The sequence below is a fragment of the Acinetobacter sp. NIPH 1852 genome (genome assembly GCF_022549455.1).
Classification (GTDB): domain Bacteria; phylum Pseudomonadota; class Gammaproteobacteria; order Pseudomonadales; family Moraxellaceae; genus Acinetobacter.
The window spans coordinates 1-15,690 of sequence record NZ_JAKZGG010000019.1 but is presented as its reverse complement, the minus strand read 5'-3'; the positions used below and the strand labels follow the sequence as shown (position 1 = coordinate 15,690).

Annotated in this window: 15 protein-coding genes and 3 tRNA genes; 14 read left to right on the top strand and 4 right to left on the bottom strand. The window is 42.0% G+C overall.

What is annotated here, in order from left to right:
* Positions 1 to 195: 195 nt before the first annotated feature.
* The 3 genes from MMO38_RS13605 to MMO38_RS13595 all read left to right on the top strand — a co-directional run bounded on the left by MMO38_RS13605 (position 196) and on the right by MMO38_RS13595 (position 2,511).
* Complete coding sequence (locus tag MMO38_RS13605) at positions 196 to 522, top strand: pyrimidine/purine nucleoside phosphorylase (RefSeq protein ID WP_004668356.1); 327 nt, start codon at positions 196 to 198, stop codon at positions 520 to 522.
* A 293-nt stretch (positions 523 to 815) separates the two neighbouring features.
* A complete protein-coding gene (rlmB, locus tag MMO38_RS13600; RefSeq protein ID WP_005194769.1) occupies positions 816 to 1,562 on the top strand; it encodes a 23S rRNA (guanosine(2251)-2'-O)-methyltransferase RlmB in 747 nt (248 codons plus the stop codon).
* Between the two features lie 37 nt (positions 1,563 to 1,599).
* On the top strand, positions 1,600 to 2,511 hold the full coding sequence (locus MMO38_RS13595) for a DMT family transporter (protein WP_241323887.1): 912 nt from the start codon (positions 1,600 to 1,602) through the stop codon (positions 2,509 to 2,511).
* Here the strand turns inward: MMO38_RS13595 and coaE are convergent.
* The 4 genes from coaE to pilB are packed head-to-tail and all read right to left on the bottom strand — an operon-like array spanning position 2,508 to position 6,935.
* Complete coding sequence (gene coaE / locus MMO38_RS13590; protein ID WP_241323886.1) at positions 2,508 to 3,113, bottom strand: dephospho-CoA kinase; 606 nt, start codon at positions 3,111 to 3,113, stop codon at positions 2,508 to 2,510. The two genes, MMO38_RS13595 and coaE, sit on opposite strands and share 4 nt — an antisense overlap.
* 1 nt (position 3,114) lies before the next feature.
* A complete protein-coding gene (locus tag MMO38_RS16660; RefSeq protein ID WP_005194773.1) occupies positions 3,115 to 3,975 on the bottom strand; it encodes an A24 family peptidase in 861 nt (286 codons plus the stop codon).
* On the bottom strand, positions 3,975 to 5,201 hold the full coding sequence (locus tag MMO38_RS13575; protein WP_241323885.1) for a type II secretion system F family protein: 1,227 nt from the start codon (positions 5,199 to 5,201) through the stop codon (positions 3,975 to 3,977). Before MMO38_RS13575 ends, MMO38_RS16660 begins: the two co-directional genes overlap by 1 nt.
* A gap of 24 nt (positions 5,202 to 5,225) precedes the next feature.
* Entirely contained in the window at positions 5,226 to 6,935 is a 1,710-nt protein-coding gene (gene pilB / locus MMO38_RS13570) for a type IV-A pilus assembly ATPase PilB (protein ID WP_241323884.1), read from the bottom strand.
* Positions 6,936 to 7,364: 429 nt separating this feature from the next.
* Here pilB and tpiA point away from each other — a divergent pair, with 429 nt between their 5' ends.
* From tpiA to MMO38_RS13515, 11 genes are all read left to right on the top strand, one after another.
* Positions 7,365 to 8,156 (top strand): triose-phosphate isomerase, encoded by a 792-nt coding sequence (gene tpiA, locus MMO38_RS13565; RefSeq protein WP_241323883.1) that lies wholly within the window; start codon positions 7,365 to 7,367, stop codon positions 8,154 to 8,156.
* 12 nt (positions 8,157 to 8,168) lie between these two features.
* Entirely contained in the window at positions 8,169 to 8,498 is a 330-nt protein-coding gene (gene secG / locus MMO38_RS13560) for a preprotein translocase subunit SecG (RefSeq protein ID WP_004668371.1), read from the top strand.
* Between the two features lie 57 nt (positions 8,499 to 8,555).
* Positions 8,556 to 8,640: transfer RNA gene (locus MMO38_RS13555), tRNA-Leu, on the top strand.
* 43 nt (positions 8,641 to 8,683) lie between these two features.
* Positions 8,684 to 8,760 (top strand) — tRNA-Met (locus tag MMO38_RS13550).
* A gap of 87 nt (positions 8,761 to 8,847) precedes the next feature.
* Positions 8,848 to 8,924: transfer RNA gene (locus tag MMO38_RS13545), tRNA-Met, on the top strand.
* A gap of 207 nt (positions 8,925 to 9,131) precedes the next feature.
* The gene (rimP, locus tag MMO38_RS13540; protein WP_241323882.1) at positions 9,132 to 9,656 is read left to right on the top strand and encodes a ribosome maturation factor RimP; all 525 of its coding nucleotides are present in this window, start codon (positions 9,132 to 9,134) and stop codon (positions 9,654 to 9,656) included.
* A gap of 37 nt (positions 9,657 to 9,693) precedes the next feature.
* Positions 9,694 to 11,178 carry a transcription termination factor NusA gene (nusA, locus tag MMO38_RS13535; protein WP_004668373.1) on the top strand — a complete coding sequence of 495 codons (1,485 nt, stop codon included), beginning with the start codon at positions 9,694 to 9,696 and terminating at the stop codon, positions 11,176 to 11,178.
* A gap of 10 nt (positions 11,179 to 11,188) precedes the next feature.
* Positions 11,189 to 13,906, top strand: coding sequence for a translation initiation factor IF-2 (gene infB / locus MMO38_RS13530; RefSeq protein ID WP_004668374.1), 2,718 nt, complete (start codon positions 11,189 to 11,191; stop codon positions 13,904 to 13,906).
* Positions 13,906 to 14,304, top strand: coding sequence for a ribosome-binding factor A (locus MMO38_RS13525; protein WP_004668375.1), 399 nt, complete (start codon positions 13,906 to 13,908; stop codon positions 14,302 to 14,304). The genes infB and MMO38_RS13525 overlap by 1 nt, the downstream gene beginning before the upstream one ends.
* 219 nt (positions 14,305 to 14,523) lie before the next feature.
* The gene (locus MMO38_RS13520; protein WP_241323881.1) at positions 14,524 to 15,288 is read left to right on the top strand and encodes a hypothetical protein; all 765 of its coding nucleotides are present in this window, start codon (positions 14,524 to 14,526) and stop codon (positions 15,286 to 15,288) included.
* A 2-nt stretch (positions 15,289 to 15,290) separates the two neighbouring features.
* On the top strand, positions 15,291 to 15,653 hold the full coding sequence (locus MMO38_RS13515; protein WP_241323880.1) for a hypothetical protein: 363 nt from the start codon (positions 15,291 to 15,293) through the stop codon (positions 15,651 to 15,653).
* Positions 15,654 to 15,690: the final 37 nt, after the last annotated feature.

The following is a 15,690-nucleotide window of genomic DNA, read 5'->3' as shown; positions in this document are numbered from 1 at the left end:
AGTTGCTACAAGCGTTGAATAGATGAATTTGTTGATTTGCCTAGGATATGACAGTTCTCTCTGTGATAAAGCACTTTGGTGCTTCGAAATTTGCTGCAAAAAGCATGATAAAAATGGATTGATTAGTGACGCAGGCACAATTAAACTACGTCCATCATAACCTAATATAAATGCTGCATTATTTGGAGAGTAGGCATGAGTTCAGTGCAGTTTGATCATGTTACGGTCATTAAAAAGTCAAATGTGTATTTTGGTGGGGCATGTATTAGCCATACAGTACAGTTTGAAGATGGTACCAAAAAGACTTTAGGTGTCCTTTTACCGACTGAACAGCCTTTAGCATTCGAGACACATGTACCAGAGCGTATGGAAATTATTTCTGGTGAATGCCGTGTAAAAATTGCAGATAGCACCGAAAGTGAGTTATTCCGTGCTGGACAGTCTTTTTATGTGCCTGGCAATAGTGTTTTTCATATCGAAGCGGATGAAGTGCTCGATTATGTTTGCCATCTAGAAGGCTAACCTATTACTGTTTAAATCGAGTACACTTATGCTGTAAGGGAATCCTGTAAAGTCATTTTACAGGATTTTTTATTAAATTCCCTTGCGGAGCTATTCGCTCCTCACCTGTAAAGTCATTTTACAGGATTTTTTTATTAAATTCCCTTACGGAGCTATTCGCTCCTCACCTGTAAAGTCACTTTGCAGGATTTTTATTTTTTATAAGTCTCCCAAAAGTTTCTGCTTCAAAGAGAAACTTTTACAATCTAAATCCCCTTTTTTGAAGCGGGCATTTTTAAAGAGGTCGTTCGTTCATGGCAAAATCTGAATATTATTATGGTGTTCACTCTGTGGAGTCATTATTAGAGTTAGAGCCTGAGCGAGTCTTGACTTTATTTACCCTGAAAGGGCGTGATGACCAACGTCTACAAAAGATTTTACAGCTTGCAGAACCTTTTGGGATTAGTGTGCAACAAGCCAGTCGAGACAGTTTAGAAAAATTGGCGGGTCTGCCTTTTCATCAGGGGGTTGTCGCGGCTGTACGTCCACATCCGACCTTAAATGAACAAGATTTAGATCAACTGATGCAACAGACTCCAAATGCGTTGTTATTGGCACTAGATCAAGTAACTGATCCGCATAACCTTGGTGCCTGTATTCGTACTGCTGCTGCAATGGGGGTTCAAGCGGTGATCGTGCCTCGTGACCGTTCCGCAGGGCTTACACCAACTGCTCGCAAAGTTGCAGCAGGGGGCGCTGAAAAGGTTAAATTTATTCAAGTCACTAATCTTGCACGTACTTTGGCGCATTTAAAAGACACCACACATACGCGCGTTATCGGCACGATGTTAGATGAAAAGGCATTGCCGCTACAGCAGTGTGATTTTAGCGGACCGATTGTGATCGTGATGGGTGCTGAAGATACTGGCTTGCGACCAATTACACAGTCTCAGTGTGATCACACCGTTTATATTCCAATGTCAGGTGATTTACAAAGCTTGAATGTGAGTGTGGCGACGGGAATGGCGTTGTATGAAGCATGTCGTCAGCGCAATGTATAATCATCTGACTACGGTATGATGATTCAAGTGCTTTGACATGACGGTTCGAACCCAAGGCTATGTATTTGTCTTCATTACCATGTGTATTTGGGGCGGCTTTACCATTTTTTCTCGCTTAAATGCGCATTGGCATATCAGTGCTTGGGATTTGGTCGCAATGCGCTTTGCGATTGCGTTTACGATTCTCATGCCGATCCTGATTTATAAAAAAGATTTGGCTTTTTTATGGCATCCACGCGCAGTGATATTGGCATTAACAGGAGGTTTAGCCTACTGTTTTACCGTTTATACTGCCTTTCTACATGCACCAGCAGCGCATGCCGCAATTTTTTTAAATGGTTTTATTCCATTATGTACTGCCGTCGCTGCTTATGTATTTTTTAAGCAGACCTTTGATAAGCATACGTGGTTGAGCTTGATCATCATGTTGAGTGCTTTGGCGGTGATGAGCTATTTGATGTTGCATGAGCAAGCTTCGTCATTTGGTCTAGGTGATCTGTTATTCTTTTTTAGTGCAGTTTGGTGGGGGCTATTCACTGTGTTGTTGAAACAGTGGCAATTGTCCGCATGGCATGCGATGGCAAGTGTGGCAATCTGGTCTGCATTGATTTATTTGCCGATTTATCTTTTATTTATTCCAAAGCATTTTCAAGAAGTCGAAGCTGTACATTTATTGGTACAAGGGTTGTTTCATGGCGTATTGGTCGTGATTGTTGCCACTTTGACTTATATCGCTGCAATTCAGCGTTTAGGTGCATTTAAGACTGGAAGTATTGTCACTTTAGCGCCGTTTATCGCGGCTGTGCTTGCCGTTCCGTTGTTAAATGAACCCTTAAGTGTTGCCGTTGCTTGTGGTTTGGTGGGAATGGCAATCGGGGCATTACAGCCATGGCGGTGGTTCCGCCAAGATAGCTTAAGTAAACAACTTGCTCAGCAAAAAAAAGATTAAAAGAACTGCTCAGCACGTTGCAAATAACTTAAATGTAAGGGCTTCAACCGCTTATGCAGATGCTCTAATAAACCATCATTGAGAACAACATCATGGGCGAGTTGTTGTTTTTGAGCTCTAGGCATTTGTGCTGCAATAATTTTTCTAATCTCTGCTGCATTTTGTCCATCGCGTTGGCTGGCACGCTGTAACTGTGTTTGTTCATCTGCATCAATCAGTAAGGTGTGATGAACAAGTTCATGCTGATTGGTTTCAAAGAGTAGTGGTGAAACCAAGATCACATAAGGGCTTTGAGCGTTTTGTAGTTGTTGGATAATCGACTGGCGAATCGCGGGGTGGGTAATTCCCTCTAATGTTTGACGCGCTTCAGGTGATTGGAAAATATGCTCACGCAGAGCACGTCGATTTAGACTGCCATCTTCCAATAACACCCAATCTCCAAAAGCATCTTGAATACTTTTTAATGCGGGCTGACCTTGTTCAACAACTTCTCTTGCCACAATGTCAGCATCAACAACGCAGATACCTTGAGACTCAAACCATTGGGTCGCCGCAGATTTACCACTGCCAATGCCACCTGTAATTCCCAAGATAAATCGCATGTTAACCTCCAAGATAAACTTTCATAATTTGATCACCCCATAAAAAAGCAATCCAACCTGCAATCGCAATATAAGGACCAAATGCAAAGGGCTGATTTTCACCACGCATTTTCAGCAGGATAATCCCTACAATTGCGCCGACGATCGAAGACAGTAACACAATCAACGGCAGTAGCATCGGCCCCATCCAAGCACCTAAGGCTGCGAGTAGTTTAAAGTCTCCATAGCCCATTCCTTCTTTGCCTGTGATGAGTTTAAAGAGATAATAAACAATCCATAGACAGAGGAAGCCGATTACATAGCCCCAAATCGCCGAGCTTGCTGTGGTATAAACCGCAAAACTGTTAATTGCCAAACCTAAGGCTGCAAGGGGAAGGGTAAAACGGTCAGGAAGCAGTTGTGTATCAAAATCAATAAAGGTCAGTGTAATCAAAACCCATGTGAAGACCAAGGCAAACAGCATTTGAATGGTTGCACCAAATACAGCCACGACCACCAGAGAACACGCCATTGTGAGGAGTTCAATCAATGGATAGCGGATACTAATTGGATTTTGACAAGCACCACATTTACCGCGTAGCACGAGCCAACTGATCACAGGAATATTTTGATACCAGCGTATCGCAGAGTGACATTTTGGGCAGGTCGAGGGCGGTTCACTGAGTGTTAATTTACTTTGATCGATGAGCGGTTGTTCTGGGTGGAGCAGCATCTGACACTCTTGCTGCCATTCCTGTTCCATCATTCGAGGTGTTCGGAAAATAACCACATTGAGGAAACTACCAATACATAAACTCAACAACCCAACTGCAAGATAGAGCGCAGTTGGGTTTTCGATAAAATAAGAGAAAAATTGTTGCATTAGACCACAGAACCCATTTGGAAGATTGGAAGGTACATTGCAATCACAAGTCCACCGACCAGTACACCTAGAATTGCCATAATGAGTGGTTCCATCATTGCAGTTAAGCCATCAACCGCGTTATCGACTTCATTTTCATAGTGGGTTGCCACTTTATCGAGCATACTGTCTAGAGCACCTGATTCTTCACCGATCGCAACCATTTGAATCGCCATCGATGGAAAACGATTCGACACGCGCATGGCAAACTGTAATTGTTGTCCAGTTGCGACATCTTCGCGGATCTTCATCACAGCATCTTCATAAACGACATTATTGGTTGCACCAGCGGTTGATTCAAGTGCATCAATCAGTGGCACACCTGCTGCAAATGTTGTCGCTAGAGTACGACTATATCGCGCAATAATGGCTTTATAAACTAAATCACCAAAAATAGGCAATCTGAGCGCCATTTTATCCAGTGTATCTCGAAACTTTTTACTGCGTTTTTTCGCTTCGAGAAAGCAGGCAATCATCGCACCAATCACAATAATCAAGATAAACCAATATTCTTGCATCCATACCGACATATTCACCACCATTTTGGTAAAGGCGGGTAAGTCAGCACCAAATGAACTAAATAGATCTTGGAAAACAGGCACAACTTTGACCATCAAAATAATGGTGACAATCACAGCAACCACCACCACTGTGGCTGGGTATTTCATGGCTTTTTTGATCTTTTGTTTCAGTAATTCACTTTTTTCTTTGTAGATCGCTACACGATCAAGCATGGTTTCTAGCGCACCAGACTGTTCGCCAGATTCAACTAAAGAACAAAATAAATTGTCAAAATATTGTGGGTATTTTCTTAGTGCACCAGCAAAAGTATTACCCCCTTCGACCTCGCTCTTTATGCCCAGTACCACTTCACGCATGGCAGGGTTTTCTAAGCCTTCAGCAACAATTTCAAAACCTTGTACCAGTGGTACGCCGGCTTTCATCATGGTTGCAAGCTGGCGTGTGAACACCGTGATATCCAGTGTTGTGACTCGTTTTTTCATTAAGCCATCGAGAATATTTTTGCGTTTTTCTCGAATATTCTTAATGGTGACGCCCTGTTTACGTAAAGTGACTTTTGCTAAAGCCATATTCCGTGCAGGTAATTCCCCTTTAATTTTTGCCCCTTTACGATCTACCCCTTCATAAGCAAAAGTAGGCATCATTTGCGCTTTTTTAGCTGCCATGATTATTAATCCTTTTTATTAATTTTATTCACTTGTGACTCGATTAACTTCTTGTAATGAAGTGATCCCTTGCATGACTTTTTGTAAACCTGAACGCCTTAAATTGTTAAAACCAGCTTGTGCAGAGGCGGTTGCGATTTGTAATGCATTGCCATCTTCCATAATGATTTTAGAAATTTCAGGGGTCACTTTCATCACTTCATAGATACCGACACGGCCTTTGTAGCCTTCACGACATTCGGAACAACCAACCGGTTGAAATATCTGAAGTTCAGGATTTGCTAAATCTTGTTCAGTGAAGCCTAACTCTAAAAGACTTTGTTTGGGAATATCTATCGCTTGTTTGCACTGTGGACATAAGCGACGTGCTAATCGCTGTGCAATAACAAGATTGACCGAAGTCGCGATATTGAAGGAGGGGACTCCCATATTACGCAAGCGAGTTAAGGTTTCAGGTGCACTGTTGGTATGAAGTGTAGACATCACCATATGACCGGTTTGTGCTGCTTTAATGGCAATTTCAGCAGTTTCTAGGTCACGAATCTCACCAACCATGATGATATCAGGATCTTGACGGAGAAAGGCTTTAAGGGCAGCAGAGAAGGTTAAGCCTGTCTTGGTGTTGACGTTAACCTGATTGATCCCTTCTAAGTTGATCTCAACGGGATCTTCGGCTGTAGAAATATTGGTATCTTCAGTGTTGAGGATGTTAATCCCCGTATATAAAGATACCGTTTTACCTGACCCTGTTGGACCTGTGATCAAGAGCATGCCTTGAGGCTTGTCGAGTGCTTCTAGAAATAATGCTTTTTGTTCTTCTTCATAACCGAGTGCCTCAATGCCTAACATTGCACTGGATGGATCAAGGATACGCAGCACCAATTTTTCACCAAATAGCGTGGGTAATGAGTTGACACGGAAGTCAATCGCTTTGGTTTTGGATAGCTTGAGCTTAATACGACCATCCTGCGGCATCCGTTTTTCAGAGATGTCCATTTGCGACATAACTTTTAAACGTGAAGCAAGTCGAGTGGCGAGTTGCAAGGGGGGATTTGCAATTTGACGCAATACACCATCGACACGATAGCGAACCCGATACATTTTCTCATAAGGCTCAAAGTGTAAGTCGGATGCGCCCATGCGAATCGCATCAATGAGTAACTTGTTGATGTATTTTACAATCGGTGCTTCTTCACCTTGAGGGACTTCATCGTCTTGTGTTGATTCAGTGGGTATATCGACATCAAGATCAAAATCTTCGCCCTCCCCAAAGTCGAAGTTGTCCGTGTCCCCAAATTGTTGCTCAATGAGTTTTTCGAGTTTGCTGTGTTCAACAATAATCGGTTCGATATTGAGTTTGGTGTTAAAACGAATCGCATCGAGTGCATCAATATTGGTTGGATTGCTGGTAGCAACATAGAGAATTTGCCCACGTTGAATCAAAGGCGCAACCCGATGTTTGTGAATCAATTTGCTGTCAGCGAGCTCACGTGGCAACAAAGCCGTATCAAAAACCGCTAAATCAAAGACTGGCTCACCGAATTCTACCGCAATGGTTTCAGCAATGGTAAGTTGAGAAAGACGATGATGTTCAATCAGATGCGCAACAATATCTTGTTGTGCTTTTTTTGCTGTGTCGATTGCTGTTTGCATACCTGATGCAGACATATGACCATCTTCGACCAATCGTCGAATAAACCCCGAAAATTTTGGAGACGTATGTAATCCTGACATCTGTCCGCCTTATGACAATAAATGTTTATAATATGTATCCTAAAAATTATACTTTTGTTATGCAAAAATACCACTAGAGAAAGTGTCGTTTTTGACTTGGTTCACCGATAAAACTTTGAACTAATCGAGTTTTTTATAAATTAATTTTCTTTTATTCGTTCCGTTGCTAAAAGACACACGATTAATTCGATCTAAGTTTGAGCCGTTTTTAGCGATAATGCAATGCGTGTTGGAAAGAGTAGCAACACCTAAGCAACTTAATTTTAAAATAAATATCAAAACGAACAGAGCGTTCGCAAAGAATTTCTTGTTGAGCCCATGCTGTTTTCAATCTGATTTATATTTAAACAATAGAAAAAAACTCAATTTTATAAAAATCCGTGTAAAATATGCAGCATTTTTGAGAAATTAACATTAGGCAGGCGAAGTATGTCGAATTCGACCATTACCCCTTGGGTTGTTGGTAATTGGAAAATGAATCCAATGCATGCGAATGCTTTCCAATTAATACAAGAATTTAAACAGTTATTAGAGCAAGAACATATTGCTCCCGAACAATGTCATATCGGTGTGGCACCGACCACAATTGCTTTAACCAGTATTCAAGCTCAGTTAAAAGATGCTGCTAGAACGGTTTATACCGTAGCACAAGACCTTTCTCGGGTAGCAGGTACAGGTGCGTACACGGGAGAGGTGAGTGCTGAATTACTGAAAGACAGTGGTATTGGGTTTGCGCTGGTTGGTCATTCTGAGCGCCGTGAGTTGTTCGGTGACCATGTCGAAATTTTAAAAGAGAAGTTGCATCATGCATTAAATGCAGGCTTAACTGTGATTTACTGTGTTGGTGAAAGTCTTGATCAGCGTGAGCAAGGTTTGGCTGATCAAGTTGTATTACAGCAAATCTGTGATATTGCTGCTGTGGTCAAAGCTGAACAATGGCAAAATATTGTGATTGCTTATGAGCCAATTTGGGCGATAGGCACAGGTAAAACAGCTTCACCAGAAGATGCTCAGGCGATGCATGCAAAAATTCGTGAAGGGTTAACGCAAATCACATCATATGGCGCAAACATGGCGATCTTATATGGTGGTAGCGTTAAAGCTGAAAATGCAGTTGAATTGGCTGCATGTCCAGATATCAATGGTGCCTTAGTGGGTGGTGCATCTCTCAATGCACAATCTTTTTACCAAATTGCACAAGCATTTGCACAAAGCAAATAACGAGGAATAGAAATGTATAGTTTTATACTCGTTGTACACATCATTTTAGCAATTTTGATTATTGCTTTGGTTTTAGTACAACAAGGTAAAGGTGCAGAAGCAGGCGCATCGTTTGGTGGTGGTGGTGCTGCAACTGTATTTGGCGCGTCAGGTGCAGGTAACTTCTTGACACGTTTAACTGCAGTTTTTACTGCAATCTTTTTTGTGACCAGTCTAACTTTGGCTGTACTTGCAAAAAAACATACCACAGATGCATATAGTTTAAAAACTGTTCAAACCTCAACGTCTGCACCAGTGACATCGGCTGAAACTTCGCCAAATGCACCAAAAACGACTGAATAAGCTGAATTAATGCTTTCCTTTTTTTGTTTTAGGTACTAGAATTCGTCCCACAAAGCTGCGGTGGTGGTGGAATTGGTAGACACGCTACCTTGAGGTGGTAGTGCCTTCGGGCGTGGGGGTTCAAGTCCCCCCTTCCGCACCAAGCTTAATAACCAGTAAGTTTGGTGTACGCAGTAATTTGTTGATGCGGGATGGAGCAGTCTGGTAGCTCGTCGGGCTCATAACCCGAAGGTCGTTGGTTCAAATCCAGCTCCCGCTACCATTTGATTAAGGTGCAACTTAATCAAGCAATGGTGAAAAAAACTTAGATTGACTTTTTTTCATAATTGTATATAATTTTGCACGTTGATGCGGGATGGAGCAGTCTGGTAGCTCGTCGGGCTCATAACCCGAAGGTCGTTGGTTCAAATCCAGCTCCCGCTACCAAGTTTCTAAAAAGAGGCTCACAATAGGTGGGCCTTTTTGCACAGTGGGCTTTGCTTTTCTGTGTAACATAGGGGCGATTACGCCCTTTTTTATTGGTTGTTTAGCTATCGTGTAGTGTCGATATGAGCCGTATACGGCGCAAGATCAAATCATCGTGTTCACTATACGGTTAAGATTGATTGGCTCGCATGAGAGCGACGAGAGTAAATGAAATTATCAAATAAATCTCAAGCACTGTTTGATCTTATCGCACCAGCTGTGGCTGCTTGTGGTGTAGATCTGTGGGGAATTGAATTCCTACCACAAGGTAAACGTTCTTTATTACGTATTTATATTGACAAAGCGACTGATGACAATGCAGAGCCACTTCTCACCGAAGATGGCGAAGCAGACCAAGGGCGTGGTATTGGTGTTCAAGATTGTGTGCTGGTCACGCAACAAGTGGGCGCAATGCTAGATGTCCATGATCCGATTTCGGGTGAGTATGCTCTAGAAGTTTCTTCACCTGGTTGGGATCGCCCATTCTTTCAGTTGTCACAAATGTCTGGGTATATTGGACAACAAGTCGCTTTACGATTAATTGCTGCTGTCGAAAACCGTCGTAAATTTCAAGCAAAATTACTTTCTGTAGACCTAGAAAATGAAATCATTCAGGTTGAAGTAGAAGGTGGTCAGGTGCTTGAAGTTGATAGTAATAATATTGATAAAGCAAATTTAATCTATCAAGACTAATATTAACTTAATTTTATAAGAAATCGGTAGGTGACTTATGGGCCGCGAAATTCTTACCGTTGCAGAAACGGTTAGTAATGAAAAAGGTGTTAGTCGTGAAGCGATCTTCGAAGCGTTAGAACAAGCACTTGTTGCCGCGACGAAGAAAAAATTCTACGAAGGCACAAATTCAGAAGAAGCTCAACTTCGTGTTGAGATTGATCGTAAAACTGGTGATTACCGTACTTTCCGTCAATGGACGCTGGTTGCAGATGAAGACCACGAAATGCCAGCATGTCAGGATGCGATTTCTGATGTGGATGCAACAAAGTGGTCAATTGGCGATATCCGCGAGCTTGAAGTTGAATCGATCGAGTTTGGTCGTATTGCTGCGCAAATTGCAAAACAAGTGATTGTGCAAAAGATTCGTGAAGCTGAACGTGCGTTGGTTGCGGATGCGTATGCATCTAAAGTTGGCGAACTGATCTATGGTGAAGTGAAAAAACAAACTAAAGATGGCTTTATCATTGATCTTGGTGACAATGCAGAAGCGTATTTGGCGCGTGAAGAAACCATCCATAAAGAAATTTTACGTCCAAAGCAACGTATCAATGCAATCTTGTATAACGTAAACCGTGAAGGTCGTGGTGCACAATTGCTGTTGTCACGTGCTCGTCCTGAAATGCTAATGGCTTTAATGAAAAAAGAAATTCCAGAAATTTCTGAAGAAATCATTGAAATTAAAGCCGCAGCGCGTCAACCAGGTGTACGTGCTAAAATTGCAGTGAAAACCAATGATCATCGTATTGACCCTGTAGGTGCATGTATTGGTATGCGTGGTACGCGTATCCAAGCGGTACAACAAGAGTTAAATGGTGAGCGTATTGATGTTGTGGTGTGGTCTGATGATCCAGCGCAATACATTGCAAGTGCATTAGAACCAGCAGACGTTTCAGGTATCGTACTTGATGAAGATGCACGTAGTGCAGATATTATTTTTGCGACCAGTGACCAGTTGGCACGTGCGATTGGTTCGCAAGGACAGAATGTTCGTTTAGCATCGGAATTAACCGGTTATAAACTCGACATGATGTTGGAAGAAGAGTATCGTGCTCGTCAGCAAAATGAAGCACAACAATATCTTGATATGTTTGTATCACGTCTCGATATTGAAGAAGATTTAGCAATGGCTTTGGTAGAAATGGGCTTCACTTCATTAGAAGAAATTGCTTATGTTCCTGCTGAGACATTTGATGAAATCGAGCTTGATGCAGACTTAGTTGAATTACTACAAAGTCGTGCAAAAGAAGCTGCATTAACGGATGCGTTAAAACAGCAAGAAAATATTCAAGAGCCAAGTGCAGAACTTCTCGGAATGGAAGGTATGACCACTGAGATTGCATATGCATTGGCGGCACGTGGTGTGATTACTGTTGATGATTTGGCAGACCAAGCGACTGATGATATCTCTGATATCGAAGGTTTAGGTCATGACAAAGCGGGTCAACTCATCATGAAAGCACGTGAATCATGGTTTAACTAGGAGATAATAGATGACGGACAAGTCGATTCAAGAGTTAGCGCTCAGCGTAGAACGTCCTGTAGAGAAACTCCTAGAGCAGGTTCGTGATGCAGGTCTACCACAGCGTAAAGCAGATGATATTATTACCACTGAGCAACAAGACACTTTAGTCAATCATTTGAAAAAAGTTCATGGTCAGGAAAGTGGTAACACAGGAAAAATTGCGTTGAAACGTAAAACAACGAGTACTGCTAAAGTTACAAGTACTTCGGGCAAAGCAAAAAGCATTAATGTTGAAGTTCGTAAGAAACAAGTTTTTGCTAAACCGAACCCAGAATTGCTTGCTGCTGAAGCAAAAGCACGCGTAGAAGCGAATGTGAAAGTACGTGCTGAACAAAATGTACGTACTGAAGCAGTGCAAAATGCACGTGATGTTGCAGAGAAAAAAGCCAATGCAACTTTAGAAGCGATGCGTGCAGCGCATACTTCTGATAGCGCAACACAAGCACCGTCAAAAACGGCTGTTGTGGTGAAAAAACGCAATAGCGATAAGGTGATTAAAGCGCCTCAAGTGGTAAAACCATCAGAGACGGCTGAACAGAAAAAAGCACGTGAAGCACAAACTGCTCAGTTAAAAGCAACTGAAGAAGCAGTGCGTCGTAAGGCGGCTGAAGAAGCTCAGCAACGTACGCTTGAACAAATGCGTAAAATGGCATCAAAATATTCAAATGATGATACCACTACGACTGTTCGTGTGATTGATGATTCGCCTTTAGCAGCGGGTCTTGTTGGTCAAGCATATGAAGATTCCTTTAACAAGGAAGACCGTGAAATCAAACGTGGTGGTGCAACTGCAAACCCACGAGCTGGTAAGAAAGGCGGTCGCGGCGGTGATGCTCAGTCTGAACAAAGTTTCAGTAAGAATCATCACAAGCGTGGCTTAAAAACCAGCCAAGCAAACAAACATGGTTTCGAAAAACCTGTCAAAAAACAAGTTTACGATGTTGAGATTGGCGAGAAAATCGTTGTTGCTGATCTTGCTCAAAAAATGGCTGTTAAAGTTCGTGAAGTTATCAAAACCCTCATGAAAATGGGTGAGTTGGTTACACAGAACCAAGCGATTGAACAAGATACAGCGGTACTTGTAGTTGAAGAAATGGGACACAATCCTGTTCTGGTTTCGGATACTCAAGCAGAAGATAATTTATTGGTTGCAGCTGAAGAAGCACGTGGTGAGCAAACAACTCGTCCTCCAGTCGTTACGATCATGGGTCACGTTGACCATGGTAAAACTTCATTACTGGATCGTATCCGTCGCTCTAAAGTGGCAGCGGGAGAAGCGGGTGGTATTACTCAGCATATCGGTGCTTATCACGTTGAAACTGAGAAAGGCATTATTACTTTCTTAGATACCCCGGGACACGCAGCGTTTACTTCTATGCGTGCACGTGGTGCAAAAGCGACTGATATCGTGGTACTTGTTGTTGCTGCGGATGATGGTGTAATGCCACAAACTGCGGAAGCAATTGACCATGCGCGTGCTGCTGGTACGCCTATTATTGTTGCAATCAACAAAATGGATAAAGAATCAGCAGACGTAGATCGCGTATTGAATGAACTGACCACTAAAGGTATCGTGCCTGAAGAGTGGGGCGGTGATGTACCTATCGCGAAAGTTTCAGCACATTCTGGTGCCGGTATCGATGGGTTACTTGACCTGATCTTGATCCAAGCTGAATTGATGGAACTCAAAGCTTCTGCAGACGGTGCGGCTCAAGGTGTTGTTATTGAAGCACGTGTTGATAAAGGCCGTGGTGCTGTAACGTCGATTCTTGTACAAAACGGTACTTTGAACATTGGTGATTTAGTTCTTGCTGGCTCATCTTATGGTCGTGTACGTGCGATGGTTGATGAAAACGGTAAACGAATTCAGTCAGCAGGTCCTTCGATTCCAGTTGAGATTTTAGGTTTACCTGAAGCACCAATGGCGGGTGATGAAGTTCTTGTTGTGAATGATGAGAAGAAAGCTCGTGAAGTTGCTGATGCTCGTTCTGATCGTGAACGTCATAAACGTTTAGAGCGCGCGAGTGCGATGCGTCTTGAAAACATCATGGCGTCTATGGGTAAAAAAGATGTGCCTTATGTAAATGTCGTACTTAAAACTGACGTACGCGGTACTTTAGAAGCATTGCATGTTGCACTTGATGAGCTTTCAACTGATGAAGTTAAAGTTCGTGTGATCGGTTCTGGTGTCGGTGCAATCACTGAGTCAGACGTCACCTTAGCTGAATCTTCAGAAGCAGTCTTACTTGGTTTCAACGTACGTGCGGACAACACTGCACGTCAGAAATCTGATCAAGACGGTATCGATATTCGTTACTACAGCATCATTTATCAATTGATTGATGATGTAAAAGCAGCAATGAGCGGTAAGCTTGCACCTGAACATCGTGAAACGATCTTAGGTGTAGCGGAAGTACGTGAAGTCTTCCACTCAAGTAAATTTGGTGCAGCAGCAGGCTGTATGGTACTTGAAGGTATGTTACACCGTAATAAACCGATTCGCGTATTACGTGATGACGTGGTTGTGTTCCAAGGTGAGCTTGAATCTCTTCGTCGTTATAAAGAAGTGGTTGAAGAAGTTCGCGCAGGTATGGAATGTGGTCTTGCGGTGAAAGGTTATAAAGACATCAAAGTACAAGATAAGATCGAAGTATATGATGTTCAACTGATTAAACGGAGTCTTTAATGGCGGGTAGCCAACGCTTAAAGCGGATGGCGGATTCAGTACAACGTGAGTTGGCTGAGCTGATCCGTCAGGAGCTTAAAGATCCACGTCTGGGTGGTCTAGTGACCATCTCAGCCGTGAAAGTCAGTGCAGATATGGGATATGCTGAAGTTTATGTCACTGTTATGGGGCGTGAACTGGGCGATGATCAAAGTGAAGCTGCAAATAAAGAAACTTTAGATGTGCTGAATAAGGCTTCTGGTTTCTTGCGTCATGAATTGAGTCGTCGCATCAAGACGCGTATCACGCCAAGATTGCGTTTCCATTATGATAAAACCAATGCATATGGAAACTATATGTTTGGTTTGATTGCTGAAGCTGTCAAGGATTTGCCTGAACACGAGCAAGATAAAGAATAAATTAAAAAGCCACCTTCGGGTGGCTTTTTTAGACATGAGGTTTTTAGGATGATGGGTAGATTCTATTTTTTAGAAATTTAAAAATAATTAAAGAGAATGAGTGCTCACTTAAAAGAAATTTTGCTAGCTAAATCAAAAATATATACAGACTGATTTGTATAAAAAAGAAGCAAGTCAGCGTAAAATATTGTAGACGAAAAACTGAAATAAAAATTTAAAATGCATATTCATTTTACCATTGAAGATAACGAAAAGTTGATTGGGGAAGGACCAATTCAAGTGGGTTGGTTTTTAACAGAGGACAGAGCATCCATTCTGTATGAACCACCTTATCGGATGCGTTCGCAGTCACAGACCAAACATGCCAAGTCAGCAAGCCGTTGTCCTGCGGTATTGCAGTTGGAAAGTCGTTATTTTGTGGTGAATTGCCCATTTGACTTTCATCTGCGTTTTGCACGAGATGCACAAGGCAAGCCGACCTTAGTGAATGTCTTGGGGGATCAGTCGCCTATACGTGCCAATAAATTACGAGAGCTGCTCACAATTGTCAATGAGAATGAATGGCGTACGCCTCAAGTCCCAATCTTACAACTGAAACTTCCATATTGCTTTATTGCAGATGAAGTGGTGTACATCACTCAATTGGATGCTTTTGGGCATTACCGCAAGAATCCGCTACCAGGCACAATATTTGGTGGACGTTTTCCGATTCACATTTGGCCACGACCACTAATGTGGGCATTTGAATGGTATGACACTTCAAAGGATTTAATTCTAAAACGGGGTGAACCTTTATTTTACTGTCAGTTTGATGGTTACGATCCATCACGCACGATAAAACTGCTACAGGCTGAGAAAACACCTGAACTTATGCACTATATGGATCAAATTTCAGGTGTGGTGAATTATGTGAATCAAACTTTTAGTTTGTTTAATGAAGTAGAAAAAATAAGACCTAAAAAATTATTAAAAATGGATAAATAATAATGATGAATATAAAAAACTACAGGCCATCAAAAGGTTTTATATGGACTTTACTTTTAATCATTTTTACAGCTTGGCTAGTATATAAATGTGTTCCTTTAACGGAGAAGAGACAGGATGCTCGTATTCATTCATTGATGGAACGGCAAAGGATGAGGCTAGCTCAAGAGTTCGACTCATATACATCAGAAGATTTTGCTAGATTACCAAAATTTGACTCTCGCAAATATGCTCTATTAAAGCGTAATGGTCGTTTTTGGTTAATACCTAGAGAATATTATGGTGCTAATGGGTTTACCATTAGAGTGGCTTTGTTGCACAAACCTATCTGTAAAGGGTTTTTCAGCGATATAATTTTCAAATGAAGAAGCCTACACACAAAATCTACCGCACAACCAATTG